Below are 25,338 nucleotides of genomic sequence, written 5' to 3' on the forward strand. Positions count from 1 at the left end.
CGCCAAACCCCAGCCACTTCCCCCCCGTCACCGCCGAAGGCTCCACCATGGGCAGTGCCATTCGCGAAGAGGACTACGACAGTTTCGTCGCTCCGCATCAAGATTTGGAGATCGACAAGATGTTTCGCGCGTGCGTGAAACTCGAAGCGAGCGATCTCCATCTCAAAGTCGGCAAGCCGCCGATGGTGCGCGTGCGGGGCGAGCTGCGCCCGATGAATCGCGGTCCCATCGACGACGAGGAGATGGTCCGCCTCTGCTTTCCGCTGATGAACGAGCGGAGCCGGAAGATCTTCGATCGCGACGGCGGCGCCGACTTCGCCCACATGTGCGACGTCGACGGCACGAACTGGCGGTTCCGCGTCAATCTGATGCAGCAGCTGGGGCACGTCGGCATGGTCGCCCGCCGGGTCAACAGCTGGATTCCCGACTTCGAGGGGCTCTATCTCCCCGCTTCGATCGTCAACCTCTGCACCTACGACCAAGGCATGATCCTGCTCGCCGGGGTCACCGGCTCCGGCAAAAGCACGACGATCGCCTCGATGCTCGACTGGATCAACCACCGCTACCGCAAGCACATCCTCACGCTCGAAGATCCGATCGAATTCGTCTTCACCGAGGACAAGTGCCTGATCAACCAGCGCGAGATCGGCATGGACGTCGTCGATTTCGAGATCGGCATGAAGCACGCCGTCCGCGAAGACCCCGACGTGATGCTCGTGGGCGAAATGCGCGACAAGGAAACCTTCATGACCGCCATCCACGCGGCCGAGACGGGGCACTTGGTCTTCGGCACGATTCACGCCTCCAGCGCCGCCTCGACGATCGGGCGCATTCTCGACCTGTTCCCGCAGGAAATGCACGGCGCTTTGCGCAGCGCAATTGCGATGAACATGAAGGGAATCATCGCCCAGAAACTGCTCAAGAGCATCAAACCGGGCGTCGCGCGGGTGCCGACCGTCGAGATCATGACCTTCACCCCCACGGTGCGCAAGCTGGTGCTCGAGGAAGAGGATCACAAACTCGGCGACGCCATCCGCATCGGCGCCGAGGACGGCATGCAGGACTTTACGCAAAGCCTCAAGAAGCTCGTCGACGACCAGCTCATCGACCGCGAGGTCGCGATGGAAGTGGCGCCCAACAAAGAGGCCCTCAAAATGGCGCTCAAAGGCATCGAAGTCAAACAACCCGGGATTCTGTAATGCGCGTTGCGAGAGTATGCGCGGGGGCGATCGTGCTGGCGGCGTGCGTCGCGGCGGCGCCGACGGTTCGCGGTCAAGCCGGTCGACTCCTCGTGCCGACCGAACCGGTCAAACCCCGCGCCGGCGTGGCCGAGGCGGCCGTCGCCCTCAACGAAGCCGAGCCCCAGCAGCCCCCGGCCGCGCCCTCGGCTCCGACCCCGCCGACCGATCCGGCCCTCGCTTTGGGCCAACGCCTGCAAAGCGGCGCGTCGATCCCCTGGGGGGCGCTCGCCCAGGCCGGCCTCATGCTCGGTTTGGTCCTCGCCTGGGTCGGTACGACCGACTGGGCCAACCGCGACGCGCAGATCTTCGACGTCGGGTACAAGAAGTGGATTCCGATCGTCTTCGCGCCGTTTGCGCTCTTGGCGATCGCGCTGGCCTTTGTGCCGATCAGCTTCTGGATCAAGTGGCCCGTGCTGCTGACGGCTTACGCGGCGACGTCGCTTCCGTACGTCGTCGTCCACAATCGCAAGGTCCAGCCGCATCAGACGGTGCTGACCGCGTCGTGGTGGCGGTACCTGTTCGCGGGCCTGCTGGGCAAGGTCGGCGTCAAGGTCAAGACCGAACGCCAGGCCACGTACGAACAGGGGGCGCCCGTCGAACTGTTGGCCATGGGCGCCGAGACCGCCAACGACGACAACGTCAACCTGCTCACCGCCCGGCAGTCGCCCGGCTACATCCTCGTGAAGGACATGATCGCCGACCTCGTCAAGCATCGCGGCGAGCGGCTCATGCTCGACTTCGGCCAGCAGGGAGTCGCCGTGCGGCGGCAGATCGACGGCGTCTGGCACGCCGGCGAGCCCCGCGACCGCGAGAGCAGCGACGTCGCCCTGGCCGTGATGAAAACCCTCGCCAATCTCAACGCCAAGGATCGCCGCACCAAGCAAGTCGGCAAGTTCGGCGCCAAGTTCGAGGGCAACTCCTATCTCTGCGAACTCACCTGCCAGGGAACGCAAGCCGGCGAGCGAGTCGTCCTCCACCTGATGCACGACAAAGGCCGCCCCGCGACCTACGATCAACTCGGGATGCGCGAAGGGCTCCAGGAAAAATGGGGCGAGCTCATGGCGCGCGACCGCGGGCTGCTCGTCTTCTCGGCGATGCCTGCCGGCGGGCTGACGACCATGATCGACGTCTCGCTTCACGAAACCGACCGCCTCATGCGCGACTTCGTGGCGATCGAGGAAGTGCACCATCGCGAGCACGAAACGCAAAACGTCAACGTCACCACCTACGACGCTGCCAAGGGCGAGTCGCCCGTCACGATTCTGCCGGCGCTGATCCGCACGTATCCCAACGTCTACATCCTTCGTGATTTCTCGAATCCCGATGCGGCCAAGATGCTGATGAGCGAGATCCGCGACGAGCGGCTCGTGATCACCAGCGTCCAGGCGCGCGACGCGGCCGAGGCCCTGCTGAGGATTCTGCAGCTCAAGGCCCCCCAAGATTTGTTCGCCCAGAACGTCACCGCAGTGCTGTACCAGCGGCTGGTCCGCAAGCTGTGCGAGACGTGCAAGGTGGCCTACAAGCCCCCGCCGGACGTGCTGAAAAAACTGGGCATCCCGCCGGGGAAGGTCGCCGAGCTTTATCGCCAGCCGAAGCCCGAGGAGTTGGAGAAGCCCTGCCCGACCTGCGCCAATCTCGGCTACGTCGGCCGCACCGGCATCTTCGAATTGCTGGAGGTCACCGACCAGATGCGCGAGATCCTGCTCAAACAGCCCAACGGCGACCTGCTGCGCAAAGCGGCCCGGGCCTCCCAGCAACGCTCGCTGCAGGAGGAAGGCATCCTGCTGGTGGCCAAGGGCGTGACCTCGATCCCCGAACTGATGCGAGTGCTCAAAACCTGAGATGCGAGGCCTGAGCAACAAGCCTCCCCCGTCCTCAAGACATACGACTCACCCCCCCCCGACTCACTCACCCCGACGCCCCCATGCTCTGGCTCAGCATCCTGCTGTTCGTCGTCCTCTTCGCCGGCATTGCCATGACCGTCAACGAAGGGTTGTGGAGCAACACCGTCTCGCTCCTGGCGATCTGGCTCGCGGGAATCTTCGCGACCTTGCTCGGCCCGGCCGCAGGGGCGTGGGCCCTCGAACAGTTCGGCAAGGACCCGCAGCTTGGCTGGTACTTTCTGTTCGCCGGCATGTGGCTCGTCTTCTTCGTCGCGGTGATCGTGATTCGCGTGCTCTTCGATCGCCTCTCGCGCGTGCGGCTGAGGTTCATTCCCCAACTCGACGCCGCGGGAGGGCCGCTCATGGGCCTGTTCGTCGCGGTCATGTTCGCCAGCTTCTGCGCCTATACTCTCGTCAAGGCGCCCATCGCCGCCGGCGAGTGGAAGATGTCCGACGCCACGGAGTGGCAAAAATCGACCTTCGAGTATTTGCAGGCCCCGTTCCACAATCTCGACAAGGCGTGGGACGGACAGAACGTCGACTTCGGCAAGTGACGTGAGCGATCGGTTCGCCGCGCAGCGGCGTCCGTGGCGTTCGGGTTTTGGCTTTCGGCGATCGGCCGCGGAGGATGACCAGCATGGAGCGACCCGACCGCGAACCTCAAGTGTTGCTCAGCGCCGTCGACGAGGAGACGTCCTACCGACCGCTCGCGCCGCTGAGCTTGGCGGCGTTGGCGTTGGGACTGGCGGCGCCGCTCGCCTGGGCGGCCCCGTTTCTGATGATCGTCCCCGCCGCGGCCATCGCCGCTGCGCTGATTGCCCTGAGCCAAATCAACCGCAGCGGCGACCGGCTCAGCGGACGCCGCGCCGCGCTGGTCGGGTTCGCCTTGGCGATCGCCTTCGCCGCCTCGGCCGCGGTTCGCGGGCCGATCCGGGCGAGGATCATGCAGGGACAAATCGATCAAGCGGCTCAGCACTGGGTCGAGCTCGTCGCCGCCGGCGAGTTCGACAAGGCGTCGATGCTGATGACCGCCTCGGCGATCTCCTCGTTCAGCCCCCAACGCGACCCGGGCGCCCCTCCGCTCGGCGAAGACGAGATCCGCGAGAACTACTTCCTCAAGATCGCCCAGGACGACGTCGTCCAGACGCTGCAAGCGATCGAGCCGCGACCCGCGGTGCGCCGCCAAGGGCCCGTCGGCGAGCCCGCCTTCGAGGGCCCCTCCACGCGCATGCGCTCGCACTACCTCGTCGCCTCTGCCGAGACTCGGGACTCGAAGTCGCCAGGCGTGACCCTCGAACTGCAGTTCTTGCGACTCGCCGCCTACGAAGCCGACGGCGCCCCCTGGCGCGTCGAACGCTGGACCCTCGTCGCGGCTGACGGCCAATAGCGTCGCTCCGTTGCTCCTCCCGTCGCGGCGCCCCGTTCTTGGGCGCCGGCTCCTGCGGTTTTGCCCGATTTGACAATCCGCCGCCGCCGAAGCCGGCGCCCCCTCCGCGGTTTCGCGAGGCGCTCTTTGCCAGCCGCCGACTCGGGGTTCGGGGGAGTTGGGGAACCTTTGCCGCACGTCGTTGCCGCGTGATGGCGCCCCGGCGCGACGCCGCGTCCGGCTTGGCCGGCCTACGATTCGGTCAACCGGCAAAGTTTGCCAAAAATCGGACAGGGCGAAGCAATTTTGCGGCAAAAGCCCGGCCGGCCCGTCGATCGGCAAGCTCGGCGTCGTCGATACATGACAGCGAGGCGGATGGAAGTCCCTCGCAAAGGCGCTGCCAATGCCAACCGTCCCTTGGCAGCGGCTTTGCAAACCCACCGTGTCCGACGGCCTTCCCCCCCGAGCCCAAGAATGGGCCTGTCGTCGGACCGTTTCGAGAAGGAGCGAACCAGTGAAGATTCGGAAATGGACAGCCGGTTTGGCCGCGCTGGCGTTCTACGCGGCCCCCGTGGCCGCGCAAACGAACGTCGATGCGTGGTCCTATGACAATCATGTGCAAGGCGTCGCCTTCGCCAGCGATTGCTGCGGCGACGACTGCTGCGGCGATCCCTGTTGCGGCGACGACGCTTGCTGCGGCGACCCCTGCTGCGGCGCCGGCGTTGCCGGCGGCGGCTTGCTCAGCGGCTGCGGCCTGCTGGCCCCCGTCGAGGGTTTCTCCCTCGCCTCGGCCCTCGGCCTGGCTGACTCGGGCCTCGAGTTCGGCGGCTGGACCCAGATCGGCGGCGTGACCGATTTCACCCCCCTCTCGACCGCCTCGAACGACCTGTTGTCGTTCAACGATCACCGCGATCGCATCGACCTCCACCAACAGTGGTTCTACCTCGGCAAGGTCGCCGACGGCTCCAGCGGCTTCGGCCTCGGCGGTCGCGTCGACGTGGTCTACGGCATTGACGCGCAGAAGACGCAAGCCTTCGGCAACCCCAACGCCGGCGTCCCCGGGTTCGGCACCTGGGACGCCTCGCTTGACCATGGGTCCTACGGCTGGGCCATCCCGCAGGCCTACGGCGAAATCGCCATGGGCGACCTCTCGGTGAAGATCGGTCACTTCTTCACCTTGGTCGGGTACGAAGTCGTTCCGGCGACCGGAAACTTCTTCTACACCCACGCCTACACCATGTTCAACAGCGAGCCGTTTACCCACACCGGCGTGCTGGCCACCTACAGCGGCATGGAAAACCTCACCCTGTACGGCGGGTGGACCGCCGGCTGGGACACCGGCTTCGACTCGGTCAATTCCGGCAGCAGCCTGCTCGGCGGTTTCTCCGCGCAGGTCTCGGACGCCATCAACTTCACCTACATCAACACCTACGGCAATTTCGGCTGGCGCGACGGCGGCGCCGACGAGAGCTACAGCCATAGCTGCGTGCTGATCGTCGACGTCACCGACAACCTGCAGTACGTCGGTCAAAGCGACCTCGTCGCCACCGACGACTCCGCGGGCGTCGCCTACGACACCGTCGGTTTGAACCAGTACCTGTTCTATTCGCTGAACGATGCTGTCCGGCTCGGCACCCGGCTCGAATGGTGGAAGGCCGACGGCGTCAGCTACAACGCCGTCACCGCGGGCGTTAACTTCAAGCTGCTCGACAACTTGATGATTCGCCCCGAGTATCGGCAAGATTGGTCGCCCGGCGCCGGCATCGATCAGGAACTCGTCGGCATGGACATGATCCTGACCTACTAAGGTCGGTCACGTCCGCGACGCCAGTCGCGAGAGGAGTCGGAGCAATCCGGCTGACGGCCCGCACCCGGCTGGCCGCCGACGGACGACAATGCGAATTCCCCCTTCGCCCGGGGGTCGAACTTCGGTTCGGCCCCCGGTTTTTTTGTGCGCTGGCAGCAAGCCCCTCAGCGGACGGCGCCAGCCGGTTCCCGCGAGTGCGTTGTCAGATCGGATGCTTCGGGCTGGCGGGTCCGTCACTTCCACGGCACGCCAATGTCGACGACGCGCACTTCCCCGAGCCGTTCCCGCGCCGCCGGCTCGACGAACCCCCGTTTCCGCGCGACGAACGTGCAGGTGAGATCCGCTTGCACCGTCGGGTCGCCGACCGTCCCCGCGTCGGCGTCGAGTCCCGTGGGGAGATCGAGCGCCAAGCGCCGCGCTCCCTGTGCGTTCATCCACCGCACGGCTGCGGCCAGCGGCGGCCGCAACGGCCCCGTCGCCCCGGTCCCCAACAGCGCGTCGACCAGCCAGGCGGCGCCCGCGAGCGCCCCGTCCAGCGCCGCAACGATCCCCGGCTCGTCGTCCGCCGGCAAGGCGCTCGCGTCGACGATCCGCAAGCCCAGGCGCGCGGCGATCCGAAAATTGAGCGCCGCGTCGCCGCTCATTTGCCGGGGATCGACCAGCGTCGCGACGGTCGCAGGGATCCCCAGCACGGCCAGCCGCCGCGCAACGACCAACCCGTCCCCCGCATTGTTTCCCCGGCCGCACAAAATGCCGACGGAACGGCCCCCGTCGCACAGCCCCGGATCAAACCGCAATAGCTCGTCGACCGCCCCCCGCCCGGCGTTCTCCATGAGCACGACGCCGGGAACGCCAAGCTCGTCGATAGCCGCGCGATCGACGAGCCGGCACTCGGCGACAGACAACAATCGCGCGGGGTCCATGCCCCCATTGTAACGGTCCCGCTTCGAGTTTTCGTACCGTTCGATTTTTCTGTCGAAAATGGGCCACCCGATCTGCGATAATGCCCTGCGTTCGACGACGGGCACGCGTCGTTCGCAGCCGCGGCGAGAGAAGGCCGTCGGCGGACTGGCAGGCTGAAATCGCCGCTCGGCTCGCGAGCCGGCGGTTCCCGGGGGCTTGCCGGGCCGATCGACGACTGACTCGCACGACGCGGCGCGCCGCCCCCGTCGCCCCCGAGTCGGCGCTGCTGACGTCACTTCCGCTCCCTACGCGGCAATACGCTCCAGAGAGGCCGCTCGCTTCGAGCGTTGGGATCCCAACATTTTTCGATCAACTGAAGAAACGCTGCTGCTGCATCATCCGCCGAACGGCCGGGGCCTCGCTGCGCTCGACCCCAGTCGCGCTCAGTTCAGGGTCGTCGGCGTTACGGAATCACGAACGCCGTGCCGGTCGTGATGAAGCCTTGGAACGCCGCGGCGCGCCAGGTGAACGGCACGGGCTCGATCATGTACGGGGCGCAACTCCCCGGGCGGTAGTGCCCCAGCGTGTAGACGCACTCGTTGGGCGTTTGCAGACCCATCTTGTACGGCAAGATCGGCAGCGACGCGAAGAAGTGGGCGCCCGACACGACCGGGTCCAGCAGCGGTCCCCACGAATGGCCGTAACGCTCGAGGTGCGCCTGCTCGAAATAAAGCGGCTTGTGGCACAGCCCCGCCGCCTTCCAGCGGTACGTGATCTCGGGCCACGAGCGGCCGGTGAACAGCTCGTCTCCCAATCCGCACTCGAACGGGAAATCCTCGCCGGGGTTCCCCTTCACGCCAATGTCGAGACTGATGTCGGTCAGCTTGCGCTGCCGGGCCAGTTCCTGCATTCGGCGGCAGTCCTTCTCGGCTTGCGCACTCTCCGCGGCGATCCGCTCGCGACGGGCCGCCTCCTGCTCGGGCGTCGCTTGCACGGCGCCGTCGTCGTGGCGCCAGTTGCGCGGCTCGTCGGTGAACTTGTCGAGATTGCTCGGGGCGCTCGCCGAGTCGAACCCCGGCAGCTCCTGCTCCTCGTCCGCGACCAACTCCTCCTCGACGGCGCCCTCGATCGCCGGCATCTCCGCGGCGAGCGATTCTTGCGCCTCGCGACGCACCAACTCTTGCTCGATCGCCTGGTCGGCGGCGCGCAGCTCCTCCTGCGGCGAGCTCAACGGCCGCGCCGGCGGAGCGGCGTACGCCTCCTCGGCCGACGTCTCGATCGCGACCGGCTCGGACCAAACGTCGCTCGCCGCAGAGCTCGAGTCGTCGATCGCCTCGGGTTCTTCGGTCGTTTCGACAGGTTCGGCGTCTTGGCCGAACATGTCGGGCGAATCGAACGGATCCGCCTCGGCCGGCGCACCGCGCTGGCCGATTGCGTCTTGCTGCGGCTCGGTCGCCTCGAACGGATCGAACTGCGCCGCTTGGCGAATGCCGAAGGAGCCGTCGACCTGCTCGGCGCCAAACGCTTGGGGCGCGGCGACCGGCTCGTTCCACGAGGCGAGCTGCACCCCGGTCGCGGCGGGGCGCGTCGGCGCCGCGGCGACGGCCAGCGTGGCGCGAACCCGCTGGCCGGAGTTCGTCGGAGGACCCCACTGCAACGGCGCGGCGAGCGCCGAGCCGGCCGTCAGCGGCGCCATCATCGCCGCGACGACCGCGACGAGATTAGTTGGCTTCGGCCGATTTGAATTCGGCCGTGTAATTGGGCGCTTCCTGCGTGATGGCGATGTCATGCGGATGGCTTTCCCGCACACTGGCCGGCGTGACCTGAACGAATCGCGCCTCCGTGCGCAGCTCCTCGATGGTTCGTGTGCCGCAATATCCCATGCCGGCCCGGAGGCCGCCGATGAGCTGATACAGGAAGGGGCTCAGGGGGCCCTTGTAGGGGACCCGACCTTCGACCCCCTCGGGGACGAGTTTGCCGTTGCCGGCGTCTTCTTTGGATTGTCGGTAGCGTTCGCTGGATCCGTGAACCATGGCGCCCAGCGAGCCCATGCCGCGGTACGCCTTGTAGGTTCGCCCTTGGTACAGGACGCGTTCGCCGGGGCTTTCGTCGAGGCCGGCCAGCAGGCCGCCGAGCATGACGACGTGGGCCCCCGCGGCGATCGCTTTAGTAATGTCTCCGGAGTAGCGGATGCCGCCGTCGGCGATGACCGGCACGTCGGCGTCCTTGGCCGCTTGCACGGCTTGGTGAATCGCGGTGATCTGCGGGACGCCGATGCCCGAGATGACGCGAGTCGTACAGATCGACCCGGGCCCGATGCCCACCTTGACGGCGTCGGCCCCGGCGGCGATCAGGTCGCGCGCTCCCTCGGTCGTGGCGACGTTGCCGGCCACGACGTCGATGTCCCAGCGAGCTTTCAGTTCCTTGACGGTGTTGAGAACGTTGGCCGAGTGGCCGTGGGCGCTGTCGACCACCAGGAAGTCGACGTCCTTGTCGATGAGGCTCGCGGCGCGGTCGAGGTCGTTGACCCCGATCGCGGCGCCGACGCGCAGGCGTCCCTGCGCGTCCTTCGCGGCGCGGGGGAACCGGCGCATCATGTCGATGTCTTTGATGGTAATGAGGCCCGTCAGTTTTCTGTTTTCGTCAACCAGGAGCAGCTTCTCGACCTTTTTTGCCATCAAAATCTTCTCAGCTTCCGCAAGCGTCACAGTCCCCGTCGCCGTGACGAGCTGCTCGCGGCCGGTCATGACCTCGGCCACCGGGATGTCGTTGCTCTCCAGGAACCGCAAATCCCGGCGGGTGAGGATCCCCACGAGCGTGCCGTCGGCCTCGGTGATCGGGATGCCCGACACGTTCGACTGGATCATCATCTCCCGCGCGGCAGCAACGCTAGCAGCGGGGCGCATCGTCACCGGATCGACGATGATCCCGTTGGCCGAACGCTTGACCTTGTCGACCTCCTCGGTCTGGGCCTCGATCGACATGTTCTTGTGAATGACGCCGATCCCCCCCTCCTGGGCGAGCCCGATCGCCATGCGGTGCTCGGTGACCGTGTCCATCGGCGAGCTGAGCAGGGGGACCGGCAGCGCGATCCGTCGGGTGAGCCGCGAGGCGACGTTCACCTCCGAGGGGACGACCTCGCTGTAGCGGGGGACGATCAGCACGTCGTCGAAGGTGAGCCCGGTCGTCGTCAGCTTGTCCTGCATGGCTCGGGTGGTCTCCAGGGCCGTGAGCGGGGAGGGGCGTTCGCAGAGGAATCACGCATTATCGGGCGGCTTCGAGAGGCTGACAAGTTGTCCGGTTCGCGCGGATTTTGCCGGCCATAGCGGCCTCGGCCTCGCCGCGGCGAAGTTTTGCAATCTCGGGACCGGAAAACCGCACTCCCGGTCGGGCCGCAAAGGCTATTCCTTTGGAGTGACCGCCTTGAATGCCGCGCCCTGCCGGGGGCGTATGTCGCCGCAGATTGCCCCATGCTTGCCGAGTCGCCTCCTGTCGAACTCCCAGTCCCGCCGGTGGCCGAGGGTTACTCTCGGCTGCCGCTCGCGGCGTTTTGGGAGGCGCATCGCCCGCAGGCCGCGCTGTACCTGCAGCCGGCGCCCCATGCCGCGCCGCGATTGTTGTGCAAACGGGGCTATGAGCTCAGCGACGCGCACCTAGAGGAACTCGTGGGCCGCGGGGTGCAGTCGCTGTTCATCGCCAACAGCGAGCTGTCCGACGTGGCCAACTCGCTTCTGGAGTCGCTCGACGGAATCCTCGCCAGCGAGCGAATCGCGCCTCACGATCGGGCGGCGATCCTGCAAGTGGCCGAGGCCCCGGCGCTCGAATCGGCGCTCGTCGCGATCGACGCCGGCCGGTCGATCGCCACGGCCGAGCGGATTGCTGCGCGGATGGCTCGACTTCTCTCCGAAACCGAAGTCGACGCCCGGAGCCTTTACTCGGCGCTGCAGCACGACGACCGGGCGAGCGTGCGAGCGTACAACGGCGCCGCCTATGCGGTCGTACTGGCCTTGCTGCTGGAGCTCGTCGCGCCGACCCAGGCGGCCGAACTGGCCGTCGGAGCGATGCTTCGCGATCTGGGCGAGCGCTTCATACCGTCGGCGATCCTCGGCAAACGGGGGCGCAACTCGCACGCGGAACGCGAGCTGATCGAGTCGCATCCGACGCGCGGCTACGTCGAGCTGCGGCGCCGCGGCGGGCTGACGACGGAACAACTGCTGATCGTCTACCAGCATCACGAGTGCTTTAGTGGAGGGGGTTACCCGGTCGGCGTACTGGCCGACGAGATTCATCCCTGGGCCCAGGCGACGGCCGTCGTCGACGCCTTTGACGGGCTCACCGGGTGGCGATCCTATCGCGCGGCGCTCGACGCGGTGACCGCGCTGCGGCAGATCGAGGCCAGCGCTTACAGCCAATTCAATCCGGAGATGGTGCGGTGTTGGTCGAACGCGATCTTGATCTGAACGACGATCAATGGGCCCGGCTGACGCCCCGCACGGCGCTGCCCTGCAGCGAGGCGGAGTTCCTGGCGCCGACCGGACCGGCGTACGCCAACAACTCCTCGCGCCGACTGTATCATCGATTCCACTATCGCCGCCGCGGCGTCCTGCACCTCAACGAGGAAACGCTTGCCGTCTACGCCAAGGACGTCTCGCGAATCGGCATCGGGCTGCTGGCGCCCCGGCAGCTCTTCCCTTGCGACCAGGTGCGGCTGGAACTCGCGGGGCTCGAGATCCCGCCGCTCGTGGTGCGGCGCTGCCGGCGAATCCAGACGGACTGTTACGAAATCGGCACCGCGTTCGAGGACGGCGTCCTCTCGACGGAACTCTACAAGAAGATGATTCGCCACACGTGGGAGTAGGCGTTGTGCGGTCGCCGCCGGCGTGCGCGGCGCGTTGGCGTGAGATCGGCAGGAAGCCTACAATGAACGGCGGCGTCGGCGTCGGCCGCGTCCGCATTGTTCCTCATCAGGCTCGGACTGCGATGGACAAACAACGCTTGCTGTCGTTGCTGGAGGAGTTGCACGCCGAACTGGCCGAGGCCGTCGAGCTCGACGCCGAGACGCGGACCGCGCTCGCCGGGCTGGCCGGCGACGCCCAGCGAGTGCTCGAATCGCCGGCCGAGCAGGAGACGACCCCCTCGGGGGACGACGCCCCCGTTTCGGGGTTGCTGCGGGAACGATTGCTGGAGTTCGGGTCCGAGCACCCGCAACTGGCCAAAGCGCTCAACCAAGTGGCAGACGGGTTGGCGAACCTGGGGATTTGACGCCTCCGGGGAGACGTGCGTAACAATCCCCCGGGGGGCTCGCTTGCAGTTCCAGCAACATGGTCGCCGGGCGCCGTGATCGAACACGACGGCCGGTTGCCTTGCCTCGTCGGCAGGGCGATACTGGGGGGGAGCTGGCCCGGGCGGACGGAATCGCCGCGAACGGGCCGCGCCGTAGTTTTCGTAGTGAAAGGAAATGGTGCGTGATGGCGTTTAAGAAACTGATTGCGAGCGCGGCGGCATGCGTGGCGACGACCTTGGTCGCGAGCTCGGCCGAGGCCCAGGTTCCCTACGTCGTGGGTTACCGACCGGTGACGGCGTTCTACGCCCCGGCGCCCTACGTGGTGGCCAGCCCCGTGATTCAGCCGGCGCCGGTCGTCGCTTACTACGCCCCGGCCCCGACGGTCGTGTACCAGCCGGCGGCGCGGGTGGTGACGCGGTATCGTCCGCTGTTGGGCGGATCGGTGACGCGCGTTCGCCCGGCCGGCTACGTGCCGGTCGTCTATCCGTAATCGGGCCGTTGCGCCGGGGACGGTCGGCAGGGGCGCGCGACCCCTCCGCGACCGCGTCGTGCCGACGCCGCCCCCCGACCTCAGCCTGCCTGCTCCCCCTCCATGGCCGAACTGAAGACCTTTCTCTTCACCGACATTTGCGGCTCAGTTCGCCTCAAGGGCGAAATGGTCGGTCGCAGCGTCACTGAACGGGACATGGCCTTCATCACGACGGTGCTCACGCCGCATCGCAAGCGGATCGAGCACGATCTGGCCGAGCGCGGCGGACGCGTCGTCTCGACCGCGGGCGACGGCCATTTTCTGGTGTTCGGCACGACCATCGACGCGGCGCTGTGGGCCGTCGGCGTTCAGGAGAGCCATCGCGACGACCCGATCGCGACCCCCTCGGGCGAACCGGTCGAGGTGCGGATCAGCATGCACGTCGGCGTGCCGCAGGTCGATCCCGGCGATCCCAACAATTTCGTCGGCAAGAGCGTCGACTACGCGGCTCGGCTCAACGACTACGCCACCGGCGGCCAGATTCTGGTGAGCCGCAGCGTGATGGCGATCCTCGACGACATCGGGCTCGAGGGGATTCGGCTCCATCTCCACGGCCGACGGCTGCTCAAGGGGATCGGCAACGTCGAGGTCCATGAGCTGCTGTACGACGACGTCGGACCCCGCCTGCTGCGCAATCAGCCCAAAAGCGGCGACGGTCGCCAATGGACCGTTCTCCCCACGATGGGGCACGACCGCTTCGAGGAGGAGACGCATCAGCGCGGCGGCGTGACTTCGCTCGCCAAGCTCGAGCGAGTCGGCAACTACGAACTCCAGGAGCTCCTCGGCTCGGGGGGCATGGGGGACGTCTACAAGGCCCGGCACGTGCAGTTCGATCGCGTCCGGGCCGTCAAGGTGATCAAGCCGCAGTTCCTCGGTCGCGGGCACGAGGACGTGGTGCGCCGCTTCTACAACGAGATCAAGGCGGTCGGCAAGCTCGAACACAAGAACATCGTCGTGGCGATCGACTCCTCGGCGCCGACCGATCAGATTCATTACCTCGTCATGGAGTACATCGACGGGGTGGGGCTCGACGAACTGGTGGCGCTGCACGGCCCGTTGGCCGTGCCCGACGCTTGCGAGGCGATTCGCCAAGCGGCCCGCGGGCTGCAGTACATCCACAAGAACGGCATGGTCCACCGCGACATCAAGCCGTCGAACCTGATGGTGACGATCGTCGACGGCGACCAAGTGCACAGCGACGGCTCGGGCACGCAACTCGGCGGCGAGCAGGAGCGGGCGGTCGTAAAGATCCTCGACCTGGGGCTCGCGCTGCTGGCCCAGGACGGGCACGATCGGCTGACGCGGTTCGAGAACCGCGCCATGGGGACCGGCATGTACATGTCGCCCGAGCAGTGGAAGACCACCAGCGTCGACATCCGCTCGGACGTGTACAGCTTGGGGTGTTCGCTTTATCATTTGCTGGCCGGTCATCCGCCGTTCGCCGATTCGGATCTGCGGCCTGAAAAGGCTCACGAGAAGTCGGCCATCCCGCCGATCCGCGCGAACGTGCTGCCGCGCAAGCTGTGGGACGTCGTTCGCAAGATGATGGCCAAGCTGCCGGAGGAGCGCTACAGCGAGCCGGCCGAGGTCGCCGCGGCCCTGGCGCCGTTTTGCGAGGGGCACAACCTGACGGCGCTGTTGCACGAGTACCTCGACGCCGAGGCGCCCCCTCAGTCGCGCTTGGCGACCGTGCCGAAACGTTCGTCGCAAGTGGACACGTGGCGCAGCCGGTTCACGGGCAGCACGCTCGTGCCGACGCGGCGGTGGCTGTTGGGAACCGGCGTGCCGCTCTTGTTGGTCGCGACCTTCGCCGGGAGCGCGCTGTTCTTGCTCGGCAAGCAGGCCGCGGCTCGCGCCGAGGCCGAAGCCCGCGCCGACTTGCCGGCCAAGGCGAAAACGGCCGCCACGATCGAGCTGCCCAAATCGATCTCCGAGCGGTTCGACTTGCTGATCACGTTAGCCGCGGACGAGGAACTGCTGAAACAACTTGCGGCGCACAACGCGGCTGCCGCGGCGCTGGCGGCCGCGGGAGACGACGCCTCGGACGAGGACAAAGCCCGCTGGCTCGCGCAGTTGAAGACTGCGAACGGGGCGCTCGAGAATTGGATCAACGCCATGGCCAACCCGCTCCACGAGAAGGCCCAGGCCGACAGTTGGTTCGTCAACGACGTCGAGGGGGTCCAGGTCGCACGGTTCACGAAGGGGGACACCGTGGGGCAGAGCTTCCGCGACCGCGACTACTTCCACGGGCAGGGCGTCAACCTGACCGACCCGCAAGCGATCTCCGCCGCGACGCCGATTCAAGAGCCTCACTTTTCGGCCGTGTATCGCAGCAAGACCTCGAACGACCTGAAGGTCGCGTTCTCGGTGCCGATCATCGCGCCGGCCGCCGAGGAGTCGGACGACGAGCCCGAGGTGCTGGGCGTGTTGTCGATGTCGGCCAAGGTCGCCCAGTTCAAGGTCCTCGACGAGGGGCTCACCGGCGCCGCCGACGTGGTGCTGATCGACTTGCGGCCCGACTCGGCCGACGAAGGCTCGCGCGAAGCCGAAGAGGGGGGGCTCGTGCTTCATCACCCGCGGCAGCAGTTGGGCAAGCGGGCTCGACTCGACGAAGTCTGGCGCGAAGTGATTCAGAACAGCCAACCGCTCGCCAAGGGCTTCCGCAGCGAGGAGCACTTTCTCGTCGGCTATCGCGATCCGCTCGAGCCGAACCCGAACAAGCTCTACTGGGCCGCCTACGAGCCGGTGCGGTTCGCCTACCGCAACCAGCGGACCGGCGAATCGCACGATGTGGCCCCCGGCCTGATCGTGCTGGCCCAGAAGCCGATGCAGCGGTAAGCGCGCAGATCGGGTTCTTCGCAACCGGCAATGTCACGGGCCCGGAGCGCGGGTCGCTTCCGCTGGACCCCGTGTTACGTCCCCGCGGCTGAACTCGCGCGGCGCTCCAGGCGCCAATCGATCAGGCCGGCCGAGACGTGCTGCAGCAGCGTCGCCATCATGATCACGAGGATCACCCGCGGGTGCTCGGCGAGAACTTGCCCGGCGAGCACGAGGGCGAGCCCCGTGTGCTTCATGCTGAGGGCGAACAACAGCGCGTCGCGCGAGGGCCGGCCGAGTCGCCACAGCTTGGCCAAGACGAGCCCGACGGCGACGCCGATCGCGGCGATCGAGGCGCCGATCACCACCGCGGCGGCCAGCGTCGCCCACTGTTCCTCCTGCCAGATCTGCCGCGCGGCGAGCGAACCGTTGGCGTAGTTCAGCACCAGGATGTCGGCGAGGGTCGTCAGCCGGATGATCGGCTTGAGCCGTGCGATCCGCTCGCGTCCGGCAAGCCACGCGACAAGCGCCCCGGCCAGCGACGGCAGGATGACCCACACGATGAACTTCCACCCCGAGAATTCGGCGACGACGCGTTCGATCTGCGCGGTCTCGGAATCCGAGAGCGCAAAGCCCATCACGTTGAGCATCTGCGGCGTGGCGAGCGGGCTGATCAGGATCGACAGCACGATCAACCCGAGCGCGAGCGCGACGTTGCCCCCCGCGTTCTGGGTCCAGCCGGCCGCGGAGTTGGCGACCGGCATTGCGGCCACCAGCGCGAGTCCCACGAGCAGGCCGGAGGTCGACGCGGTCTCGAACAGTCGCGGCAACAACACCCCGAGCAGCGCGACCGCCAGCGCCGGCGCCAGCCAGCCCGACAGCAGGGCGCCGAGCAGCACGGAAGGGCGTTCGACGACCTCGCGGATTTGCCCCAGGTCGATCACCGCAGCGGCGCAGAACAACAACAGCGCCACCAGCAGCATGGGGGCGTGGGTTTCGTGCCCGGCGATCAGCGGGATGGGATACTCGCGGATCGCGGCGCCCGGCCCCGGCGCCAGCCCTGCCAGCACGTACACGGTTGCGAGGATCGGCAGGAAGTAGTGATGCAGCGTCGCCCCCCACCGGGCCAGCGGCGTGGCGGGGGGACTGGTTGAGGACCGAGCGGACGCCATGCGGCACGTCGAACTGGCGAATCAGGGCGAGTCGAATCGTCGCCGCACGAGCGTCGACAGCCCCAGGATAGCACACCCTGAGAGTCCTTTCAGCCGCAACATGGGCTGCTCAAACCAGGGCGCGCGGTTCGGGGCGACGGTCGCCCCGCTCCAACCGAGCCCGCGAATCGCGCGATTGACCGCACCTCGGAAGCCGCGACCAGCCGCGGAATCGCCGGAGACCAACCCGCGAAAAGCAAGGGGACGTCGTCATCGATCGTCCTCGTCAGGGACGAAGCCGACCGCCGACAGCATCGGCGCGATCTCGGGGTTCGCCATGAACTTCTCCCATACGAGTCCCGTGCGGTGGTTTTCGATCATCACCGTGATCTGCGCCTGGTTGAGCGCCATGTAGACTTCGTCGAACCAATCCTCGGTCTCGTTGAACCCGTCGTGGAAACCGTACGCGCCCCAGCACTTGTCTCCCAGTTTGCGGTAGAAGTGTTTGAGCGCGGCGAGCGATTCGTCCGGCGTGAACGGATACACCCCGAGCGCCGCCGAGCAGCAGATCGTGCCGTTGTCGTCCCGCGGCAGGGCCCGACCGCCCCCCGAGTTGACCCCGGCCGAGCGCCCCCAACAGTCGGGGCCGTAGCCGGCGCGCCCCAGCGGGTTGTCGATCGCGTAGGCTCGGCTTGCCAGCGCGATGTTGCGGTTGTTGCGGAAGTAGTTGGCGTACTTGTCGCGCTTCCCGCGCGGGTCGAACCCCAGGAACGAAAACTGGTTGAAGAACAGCTCGCCCCCGTTGCCGCAGCCGACGTCGATTTTGTGGCCGTAGTACTCCTTGCCGTTGACGTACTGGTCGCCGTCGGTCGTACGGCTCCAGTTGCGGCGGTACTCGACGTGCAGCGGCTCGGTCCCCGCGAACCCCGTGTGGAACATCTCCGCGGGAACGCCGTGCGTGGGCGAGGCGATCGCCAGCAGGTAGACGATCATCGACTCGTTCCATCCCACCAGCGGATGGCTGATGTGCCACGCCGCGTCGGGGGACCAGTGCCAGTACAACACGGGGCCGGCGGGGGTTTTGCGGTGCCAGTCCCACTCGACCTCGCGCCACAGTTGCGTCGCCGTCTCGCGAATCTCGCGCTCGGCCGGCGTGTCGCGGTCGAAATACTGCCGCGCCGCGAGCAGCCCTTGCACCATGAACGCCGTCTCGACCAAGTCGCCGCCGTTGTCGTACTTGCCGAAGAAGGGGATCGTTTTGCCGGTGCGGCCGTCGAGGAAGTGGGGCCAAACGCCGTGGAACCGGTCGGCTGATTTCAGGAAGCGAACGATCCGCACCATCCGCTCGGCGATCGCCTCGCGCGGGGCGAAGCCGCGCTCGGCGCCGACCACCAGCGCCATCACGCCGAACCCCGATCCGCCGAGCGCGACAAGGTGCTCGTCGCCGGGGAGGATTTCGAGCCCGAGCCCCGCGTCGGGGTGGGCCGCCTCCCAGTAGAACCGAAAACATGCCCGTTGGACCATCGTCAGCAGTTCGTCGTCGGCCATCGCGCGGGTCGTCGCCGCGACCGGCTCCGACAGGGGCGATTCGTTCCCCGCGACGTCGACGGCGGTCACGCGATAGGCGTGGGAGACGCCGGGTTCGCCGACGAAATCAACGGCGCGCGTGAAGCTTGCCGACCGCGTGGCGATCGGCACGAAGCCGCCGTCGTCCGATCTTGCCGAGCCCGTAGGCGGATCTCGGCGAGACTCGCCTGCCGCAGCGCGATAGATCCGGTAGCTCGCCACGTCGTCGTCGTCGACTGGCTGCCACGCGAGGTCGACGTGCCGCTCGCCCCCTTCGGCCGTCAGCCCCGCGGGGGGCGGGGGGGGAATTTTGTCGTCGAGTTGCCTTTGATCGACGATCCGCACGTCGTCGACCAACAGCACATGGGGCCGACCGTCGTCGAGCCCTTGCATAAAGAACACGGTCTCGAGCTGCGTGACGTCGAACTTCGAATCGTCGGTCCCGCGGAACTGTCCGGCGAAGCTCGCAAGCGGGAATTCGAGCTGCACCCATTCGCCCGCGGGAAGAGGTCCGTGATGCTTGAGAAGCGGGATCGCGTGGAGCCAGGCGCCCGGGGAATTCACCCCCAGCCGCGGCGCTGCGTCGGGCTCGAGCCCCTCCTCGCTGCAGCACCGCATGACGAGCGTGTCGCCGGCAAACGCGAATCGCTGGCCGTAGCGCGTCGCGGCGTTGATCCGCGCGTGCCAGTCGCCGCCGAACGCCGAGGTCCACGCCAGCCGCAGGCAGTTCGGAGGGCTGGCGTACGTGCCGTGCTCGACAGGGATTTTGCCCGCGACGATCTCCAACCGGCTGGGCGCGGTGACGTCGGCCGAGCTGTGGCAGTGGGCGCGGCGCGAGGCGCTGAAGTCGAAGAAGACGTGCCGCTGATGGGCCTCGCCGGCGTCGGTTCGCACCGCGGAAAGGGACGACGAAACGGCGAGCATGAGGGCGACTCGTAGGGGCAAGGGGCGGGTCATGGCGGCGCGGTCCGAGGTCGAGAGGAGAGCGGAGCGGCGAAAGAAGACGAGGGAAGCTGAAAGCGCTTTCATATCGTCGGGGGCTGGGAGAGTCAAGCAGTTCGCTCACCATCCCCCCATAGGCCCATGGGACGCAACGTACCGCCCTTGCTTGATTGCCGAATTCCTCAGCCCAGGTGCAACGCTTTGCCGAGAAGTCAGGGTCGTCTCAGCCGCGGCGAGCGTCTGATGACAAAGTATTGAAATCCGCAATATCGTTGTCGCCCGAAGAAAGCTTTGGACCATTCTCCGGGGAGAAGATATCGTGGCTCGACACCCCTTGGAATTAGCTTACGGACTGACAAGCCATGAGTTGTTGGACGCCGTCAGCTCGCGCTTTCGGCTCAAAGTGGCGCTTGAGGGGGCTGTCGCCGAGGTGCACATGGCCAAGCACATCGAGCGATTAGTAGGGACCGCCGTCAAAAGGTACGAAGCGCACGATCTGGACGGGCGACCGGATTTCTCGATCTGGGCCCCGAATCGTAAAGAACCGCTGCTTGCCGAGTGCAAGAACGTACGAGAGAGCGGCAAAGCCGGCGGGGAGGCCTATCGCGAGAAGGGACAGGTCGTCGCTTACAAGGTGGAAACCCAGAAGACTCGGGCCGCCACGGGCGATCCGTCGAGCCGCTACTACGGTTTGGATCAATACGATATACTGGGCGTATGTTTAGGCAAGAAGACGGGCGACTGGTCCGATTTTCTCTTTGCACGTACTGCGGACCTCGAGCGTCATGCCAAGCACCCTCTCAAACTTGCGGTGATGCAGCGCGTGCCGTTGCCGGACTCCGGCGACCTGCAGTGTTGGTACGCTGACCTCAGCGAACTACTCCGTCACTTCGATGATCCGCCATGTCTATCTCGCCGATCTATGAGACCGAACTAGGACGCGCTTACTGCGGCGACAGTTTGGAGTTCATGCGATCGCTGCCGGACGGCGAATTGGACTTGGTCTTGACGTCGCCTCCCTATGCGCTTCACTTCAAGAAGGCCTACGGGAACGCCAGCCAAGCCGAATACGTCGAATGGTTCTTGCCGTTTGCCGAGCAGATCAAGCGAATTCTCAAGAGCACGGGGAGCTTCGTTCTGAACGTAGGCGGGGCGTGGACCCCCGGTGCGCCGCTACGATCCCTGTACCACTATCGCCTCCTTTTGGCGTTGTGCGACGACGTCGGTTTCCATTTGTGCCAGGAGTTTTTCTGGTACAACCCGGCGAAGATGCCTGCTCCGGCTGAATGGGTCAACGTTCGTCGCATTCGTGTCAAGGACTCCGTCGAGTACATCTTCTGGCTGGCTCCGACGCCTAGTCCGCAGGCGGACAACACCAGGGTGCTGCAAGAGTACAGCCCCGACATGAAGCGTTTGATCAAACGCGGCGCCAAAACGGCGAAGCGCCCTTCAGGGCATCACATCAAGGGCACGTTCGCCGCCGACAAGGGAGGTTCCATCCCCCCGAATCTGATCGAGTGCGGCAACAACGAGAGCAACAGCTACTACATCAAGGAGTCAAAGCGGCGTGGCTGCGGCATTCATCCGGCGCGGTTTCCGGCTGCTCTGCCCGAATTCTTCATTAAGTTTCTTACCAACGTCGGCGAGACGGTGTTGGACCCTTTTGCAGGGTCGAACACGACGGGCCGTGTCGCGGAATCTCTCGGTCGCAAGTGGGTGGCCGTCGAGCAGGACCGCAGCTATGCCGAGAACTCGGCTCTCAGGTTCCAAGGCGAGAGCGAGCCCGTCGAGTCGTCGAACGGGCAGAGTCTGCTCTTCTGACTGGGCCCCGCGCGGCTACGACCCGAGCCGAAGGAGCGGCTCTACCCCGGCGGCAGCGCGTTGAGCGCGTCGATGAGTTGCCGCAACCGGCCGTAGCTGCGGCGGTTGAAGTGGAACACCAGCCGGGACAGATCGGCGATCTCGACGTCGTCGGACTCGTCCTTCAGCGCGCCGCGTTGCACGAATGCGCCGTCGGCCAGGATGTCGGCGTACTCGGCGTTGATCGTCGCGAGCTGGTCGTCCGTGAGCGCCTGATTGAGCCGGAACACCAGATGCTTGCGCACGTACCGCTGACTGTGATAGACGCGGTAGAAGCTCAGCACCTCGTCGACGGCCGTTCCCACCCGGTCGGTGATTTTGTACAGCGACAGGTCGGTCGGCGAGATCATCTTGGCGCCCAGCAGTTGCTTGACGACGTACGCGTGCCAGTCGTGCCAGAAGGAACCGCCCGGTTCGTCGAGCATGACGATCGGGATCATTTCGCGTTTGCCGGTTTGCACCAGGGTGAGCACTTCGAGCGCCTCGTCGAGCGTGCCGAAGCCGCCCGGGCAGCAGACGACCGCGTCGCACTCTTTGACGAACATCAGCTTGCGCGTGAAGAAGTACTTCATGTTGACGAGCTTCGGGTCGTCGCGAATGACCTCGTTGGCGGACTGCTCGAAGGGCAACATGATGTTGAGCCCCATCGAGTTGGCCCGGCCGGCGCCGCGGTGGCCCGCTTCCATGATCCCGCTGGCGGCGCCGGTGATGACCAGCCAATTCCGCTTGGCGAACGCGGCGCCCAGCTCCATTGCTTGCTGGTAGGTCGGCGCCGTGGAGAGGGTGCGGGCCGAGCCGAACACGGTCACCTTCTTCCGATCGCGGTACGCGGCGAACACCTTGAACGCGTACCGCAGCTCGCGGAGCGTGCGGCTGAGGATTTTCAGATCGCCCCGATCGGTGCGATCGGCGTGGAGCCGGTCGGCCGACTCGCGGATCCGCTCGATCAGGTCGGCGATCGGATCGCCCCCGCCCCCGGCGGTCAGGTCGAGGTCAGGAACGTCGCGAGGCAAGTCGGCAGAGGCCATGGCGGAGAGGCAGGGTCGACGGCGTGGCATTCATGCGAGCAGGGCGGCAAGTCGCGAGCGGTCCGGATTCAAGCGCACTCGCGACTGGGCGCAAGTTCGTCCGTTCGAGACCGGTTGCGAGGCGTCGTTATACCGCAATCGCCGCGCCGGCGTCGCTAGCGATTGGCGCGAAAAAAACCCGGCAGAGCGACTGCCGGGTCGTCGAAATTGCCGGCAGGTCGTCCGCGACGGCTCAGGCGCCGGGGCGGCGATAGTACTGGTACGCCAACAGAACTTCGTACAGATCGGTCGAGATCGTGACTTCGTCGTCGGCGAAGTCATCGAGCCAAGTGCGGCGGGCGTTGGCGGCTTCGGCGAGCAGAGGGAGCACCTCGCTCAGCGCGACTTTGACGCAGGGGGCTCCTTCGGCAGTCTTCGCGAGCGCGGGAGCTGCGGTCTCTTCGGGGCAATACAAGCGGAGTCGGCTGGCCTGCATCGAGGGGTCCTTCCCTGTGAGCGGTCGGGGGGCGTACGCTTGCGTCCGCGCAAGCGCCCGCATTCGCGGCGGCCCCCCGTCGCAGAAGCAGGTATCGGCCTCGTCGCCTGGACGACTTGACCCGACTCGGAAAAAAAAGCTCGCCGCTAGCGACGCTATCTACTGCTGCCGGCTGACTCTTGCGCTGCAAGCGGCGCAGGGGACGCGGAGCGACTGCTGGCGGCGAAAATCCCGCCTGGAGGCGCAGGGCGGCATGGCGTACGATGATTCGTTGACGCTAGCACCCTTCCATCGACGATCGCCCGCTATGGATTTTCAGGAACGATTGCATCGCGCCGCCGAGCGCGGTCGGCAGGCTCGGGACGAGAAGGCCCGGGCCGAGGCCGCCGTCGCGATGAGCGAGGAGGAGTGCCGTCGGCGGCACGCATCGCTGCGGCATGACCTGAACGACCACATCGAGGCGTGCCTCAAGCAACTGGCCGACAACTTCCCCGGCTTCCATTACGAGCCGGTCGTCACCGAACGCGGCTGGGGAGGCGCCGTGCGGCGCGACGACTTGGCGATCGCCGACGGCCGGCGCGAGAATCTTTTCAGCCGGCTCGAGATGGTCGTCAGCCCTCACAACAAGTACCACGTGCTCGACGTCGTGGCGAAGGGCGCCGTTCGCAACAAGGAGAACTTCACGCGCAACCACTATCAAGCGCTGCGCGAAGCGAATCTCGATCGGTTCCGCGAATTGATCGAGCAGTGGACGCTCGACTACGCCGAACAATACGCCGCGGCGGAATAGCGTAGCCGATTCTCTCCGAGAATCGGCCAAAGCGGTTTCCTTACGGGCGAGCCGCGATCTTGGCTCCAGCCGGGCGATCGAGGCGGGGCGAGTTGGTCAATTCTCGGAGAGAGTTGACTACGGGCGGAGAGAATTGACGACGGGATCAATCCAGCGGCGCTTCGGCCAATTGCTTCAGGGCGTCGAGGCACTCGACGACCGCCTCGGGGGTGGTTTCGCTCCATCCTTCGCGGCGATGGGCGATGATCGCCAGTTTGAATTGCTCGAACGCCTCGGCCAAGTCGTCGGGCAGTTCGTCGACTTCGACCGACAGCCGCGTACGAGCGGCCTTCTTCGTCGCCGGCTCCGCGGGGCCGCCGCTCGCTTCGGTTCCGTCGTCGAACGGGGCGTCAGCGTCGTCGTCGTCGGTGCGGGGCTTGCTCTTGGCGGTCTTGGCAGCCTCGGCTTCCGCCTCGCGGGCCTCGACCTCGTCGGCGGTCAGTTCGCCGCCGCGCGGGCCGGTCGACTCGCCGCGGTCGGCCGGGTCCTCGACGACGAGTCCCTCGGCCGCGAACCCGTTGGCCACCGCCGCGTCGTCTTCCGCGGGGACCTCGCCGGGCGAGCCGAGGGTCTCCCACCGCTTGCCGCGCATTTGCGAGACGCTCCACCCGTTGTGGATGGCGCCCTCGAGCCACATTTCGGCGTCGTCCCAATCGAGCGCCGCTTGGAAATGGCTCCAGAACAGCCCCTCGTACTGATCGCGCGCTTCGCCGAACCGTTGGAACACGCGCCGCAGTCGGCCGACGTGTTGGCTGGTCACGCCGCCGACGAGTTGGGTCCAGGCTTCGTCGGAGTAGTCGGTCACCGGGGCGCCTTCGGCCAGCAGCGCCTCGCGCCATTGACAGATGATGCGGCCCTTTTCCCAGTTGGTCGTACTGACCAAGCGGTTCCATTGGCCGAGGAACTGCCGACCGACATCGTCGGCGGCGACTGCGGACGAGGCTTCGGCAGGGGACGAGGTCTTGCGGGACGCCATGGCGAGGTTGCTCCGTGCGGGGCGCGAATCCAAATTGGTCCGCCCGCGGCGATATCAGGGTCGGCAGGAACGCAAGGGACAGGCACGCTCGCGGAACGCTGCTTCCCGTGAGTTGCAGACGTTGGTCCGCGAGCCAGTCCCCGTGTTCAACGAGCCTCGTGGCGCCGAGCGGGGGGCGGATTCTAGCACGAGCGCACCGGGCCCCGCGACGACCTCGGAGGGGGGCCGACGAAAATCGAGCCAGTTGCGGCGCGGCACGGGCGGCGCATTCGGCAACAGTCGCAAAGTTTCCGCGCGGCGCGGCGCGGGCGCCGGTCCGAATGTGCCCGACATGCGGGGGATAACGCGTCGACAAGCGCGTGCGAGTCGGCCTCGAGACGCCGTCCGAGTCCAGGCGCCGGGCGGGCCTTCAGCTCGGCGATTGCTCGTCCGACTCGAACCCGCAGGTCTTGTGCGAGCCGTCGCAGAAGGGGCGGTTCTTCGATGCGCCGCACCGGCACAGCGCGAACGCCGGCTTGGCGGGATCGAGCGGGAACGAATTCCCCGCGGAATCGACCAGCGTGAACGGTCCTTCGACCAGGAACGGACCGTTGGGGCGGATGCGGATCGTGACGTCGGCCATGGCAAGACTCGCGGAGCGAAGGGGGAAGTCGGCAAAAAACAGCCCGGCCGTCACGCGGG

General features: G+C 66.6%; 22 protein-coding genes. 13 read left to right on the forward strand and 9 right to left on the reverse strand.

The genetic code is table 11. The features are described from left to right. Window positions 1-47 precede the first annotated feature (47 nt). The 5 genes from KF688_09685 to KF688_09705 all read left to right on the forward strand — a co-directional run bounded on the left by KF688_09685 (window position 48) and on the right by KF688_09705 (window position 6,297). Window positions 48-1,199, forward strand: a complete 1,152-nt coding sequence (locus KF688_09685) for a PilT/PilU family type 4a pilus ATPase (GenBank protein ID MBX3425936.1) — start codon at window positions 48-50, stop codon at window positions 1,197-1,199. Continuing rightward, on the forward strand, window positions 1,199-3,082 hold the full coding sequence (locus KF688_09690; GenBank protein ID MBX3425937.1) for a hypothetical protein: 1,884 nt from the start codon (window positions 1,199-1,201) through the stop codon (window positions 3,080-3,082). The genes KF688_09685 and KF688_09690 overlap by 1 nt, the downstream gene beginning before the upstream one ends. A gap of 83 nt (window positions 3,083-3,165) precedes the next feature. After that, entirely contained in the window at window positions 3,166-3,678 is a 513-nt protein-coding gene (locus tag KF688_09695) for a CvpA family protein (GenBank protein ID MBX3425938.1), read from the forward strand. 83 nt (window positions 3,679-3,761) lie between these two features. Beyond that, on the forward strand, window positions 3,762-4,511 hold the full coding sequence (locus KF688_09700; GenBank protein ID MBX3425939.1) for a hypothetical protein: 750 nt from the start codon (window positions 3,762-3,764) through the stop codon (window positions 4,509-4,511). Window positions 4,512-5,004: 493 nt separating this feature from the next. Then, window positions 5,005-6,297, forward strand: coding sequence for a porin (locus KF688_09705; protein MBX3425940.1), 1,293 nt, complete (start codon window positions 5,005-5,007; stop codon window positions 6,295-6,297). 233 nt (window positions 6,298-6,530) lie between these two features. Here KF688_09705 and KF688_09710 read toward each other — a convergent pair whose 3' ends face one another. The 3 genes from KF688_09710 to guaB all read right to left on the reverse strand — a co-directional run bounded on the left by KF688_09710 (window position 6,531) and on the right by guaB (window position 10,406). After that, window positions 6,531-7,220, reverse strand: coding sequence for an NAD(P)H-hydrate epimerase (locus KF688_09710; protein MBX3425941.1), 690 nt, complete (start codon window positions 7,218-7,220; stop codon window positions 6,531-6,533). Window positions 7,221-7,663: 443 nt separating this feature from the next. After that, complete coding sequence (locus KF688_09715) at window positions 7,664-8,896, reverse strand: hypothetical protein (GenBank protein ID MBX3425942.1); 1,233 nt, start codon at window positions 8,894-8,896, stop codon at window positions 7,664-7,666. Window positions 8,897-8,921: 25 nt separating this feature from the next. Next, window positions 8,922-10,406: an IMP dehydrogenase gene (gene guaB, locus KF688_09720; GenBank protein ID MBX3425943.1), complete on the reverse strand. Its 1,485-nt coding sequence runs from the start codon at window positions 10,404-10,406 to the stop codon at window positions 8,922-8,924. Between the two features lie 264 nt (window positions 10,407-10,670). Here guaB and KF688_09725 point away from each other — a divergent pair, with 264 nt between their 5' ends. The 5 genes from KF688_09725 to KF688_09745 all read left to right on the forward strand — a co-directional run bounded on the left by KF688_09725 (window position 10,671) and on the right by KF688_09745 (window position 15,851). Continuing rightward, the gene (locus KF688_09725; protein MBX3425944.1) at window positions 10,671-11,660 is read left to right on the forward strand and encodes a hypothetical protein; all 990 of its coding nucleotides are present in this window, start codon (window positions 10,671-10,673) and stop codon (window positions 11,658-11,660) included. After that, window positions 11,633-12,058, forward strand: a complete 426-nt coding sequence (locus KF688_09730) for a PilZ domain-containing protein (GenBank protein MBX3425945.1) — start codon at window positions 11,633-11,635, stop codon at window positions 12,056-12,058. Before KF688_09725 ends, KF688_09730 begins: the two co-directional genes overlap by 28 nt. 122 nt (window positions 12,059-12,180) lie before the next feature. Continuing rightward, window positions 12,181-12,462, forward strand: a complete 282-nt coding sequence (locus tag KF688_09735) for a DUF4404 family protein (GenBank protein MBX3425946.1) — start codon at window positions 12,181-12,183, stop codon at window positions 12,460-12,462. Window positions 12,463-12,668: 206 nt separating this feature from the next. Beyond that, entirely contained in the window at window positions 12,669-12,974 is a 306-nt protein-coding gene (locus KF688_09740; GenBank protein ID MBX3425947.1) for a hypothetical protein, read from the forward strand. 102 nt (window positions 12,975-13,076) lie between these two features. Then, window positions 13,077-15,851: a protein kinase gene (locus KF688_09745; GenBank protein MBX3425948.1), complete on the forward strand. Its 2,775-nt coding sequence runs from the start codon at window positions 13,077-13,079 to the stop codon at window positions 15,849-15,851. A 74-nt stretch (window positions 15,852-15,925) separates the two neighbouring features. On the opposite strand, the gene KF688_09750 is transcribed toward KF688_09745, so the two are convergent. Further along, complete coding sequence (locus KF688_09750) at window positions 15,926-17,002, reverse strand: bile acid:sodium symporter (GenBank protein ID MBX3425949.1); 1,077 nt, start codon at window positions 17,000-17,002, stop codon at window positions 15,926-15,928. A 249-nt stretch (window positions 17,003-17,251) separates the two neighbouring features. Further along, complete coding sequence (locus KF688_09755; protein ID MBX3425950.1) at window positions 17,252-19,504, reverse strand: hypothetical protein; 2,253 nt, start codon at window positions 19,502-19,504, stop codon at window positions 17,252-17,254. A 421-nt stretch (window positions 19,505-19,925) separates the two neighbouring features. Here KF688_09755 and KF688_09760 point away from each other — a divergent pair, with 421 nt between their 5' ends. Together KF688_09760 and KF688_09765 are read left to right on the forward strand one after the other, a co-directional pair. Continuing rightward, the gene (locus tag KF688_09760; GenBank protein MBX3425951.1) at window positions 19,926-20,426 is read left to right on the forward strand and encodes a hypothetical protein; all 501 of its coding nucleotides are present in this window, start codon (window positions 19,926-19,928) and stop codon (window positions 20,424-20,426) included. Then, window positions 20,393-21,310, forward strand: coding sequence for a site-specific DNA-methyltransferase (locus KF688_09765; GenBank protein ID MBX3425952.1), 918 nt, complete (start codon window positions 20,393-20,395; stop codon window positions 21,308-21,310). Before KF688_09760 ends, KF688_09765 begins: the two co-directional genes overlap by 34 nt. 41 nt (window positions 21,311-21,351) lie before the next feature. Here the strand turns inward: KF688_09765 and KF688_09770 are convergent, their stop codons facing one another. Together KF688_09770 and KF688_09775 are read right to left on the reverse strand one after the other, a co-directional pair. Beyond that, entirely contained in the window at window positions 21,352-22,377 is a 1,026-nt protein-coding gene (locus KF688_09770; GenBank protein MBX3425953.1) for a TIGR00730 family Rossman fold protein, read from the reverse strand. Between the two features lie 232 nt (window positions 22,378-22,609). Continuing rightward, a complete protein-coding gene (locus KF688_09775) occupies window positions 22,610-22,852 on the reverse strand; it encodes a hypothetical protein (protein ID MBX3425954.1) in 243 nt (80 codons plus the stop codon). 307 nt (window positions 22,853-23,159) lie between these two features. Here KF688_09775 and KF688_09780 point away from each other — a divergent pair, with 307 nt between their 5' ends. After that, a complete protein-coding gene (locus tag KF688_09780) occupies window positions 23,160-23,642 on the forward strand; it encodes a hypothetical protein (protein MBX3425955.1) in 483 nt (160 codons plus the stop codon). Between the two features lie 145 nt (window positions 23,643-23,787). On the opposite strand, the gene KF688_09785 is transcribed toward KF688_09780, so the two are convergent. Together KF688_09785 and KF688_09790 are read right to left on the reverse strand one after the other, a co-directional pair. Beyond that, the gene (locus KF688_09785; GenBank protein ID MBX3425956.1) at window positions 23,788-24,657 is read right to left on the reverse strand and encodes a hypothetical protein; all 870 of its coding nucleotides are present in this window, start codon (window positions 24,655-24,657) and stop codon (window positions 23,788-23,790) included. 409 nt (window positions 24,658-25,066) lie between these two features. Continuing rightward, entirely contained in the window at window positions 25,067-25,279 is a 213-nt protein-coding gene (locus KF688_09790) for a CDGSH iron-sulfur domain-containing protein (protein ID MBX3425957.1), read from the reverse strand. Window positions 25,280-25,338 lie beyond the last annotated feature (59 nt).

The sequence above is a fragment of the Pirellulales bacterium genome (assembly GCA_019636345.1).
In the GTDB taxonomy this organism is placed as follows: Bacteria; Planctomycetota; Planctomycetia; order Pirellulales; family Lacipirellulaceae.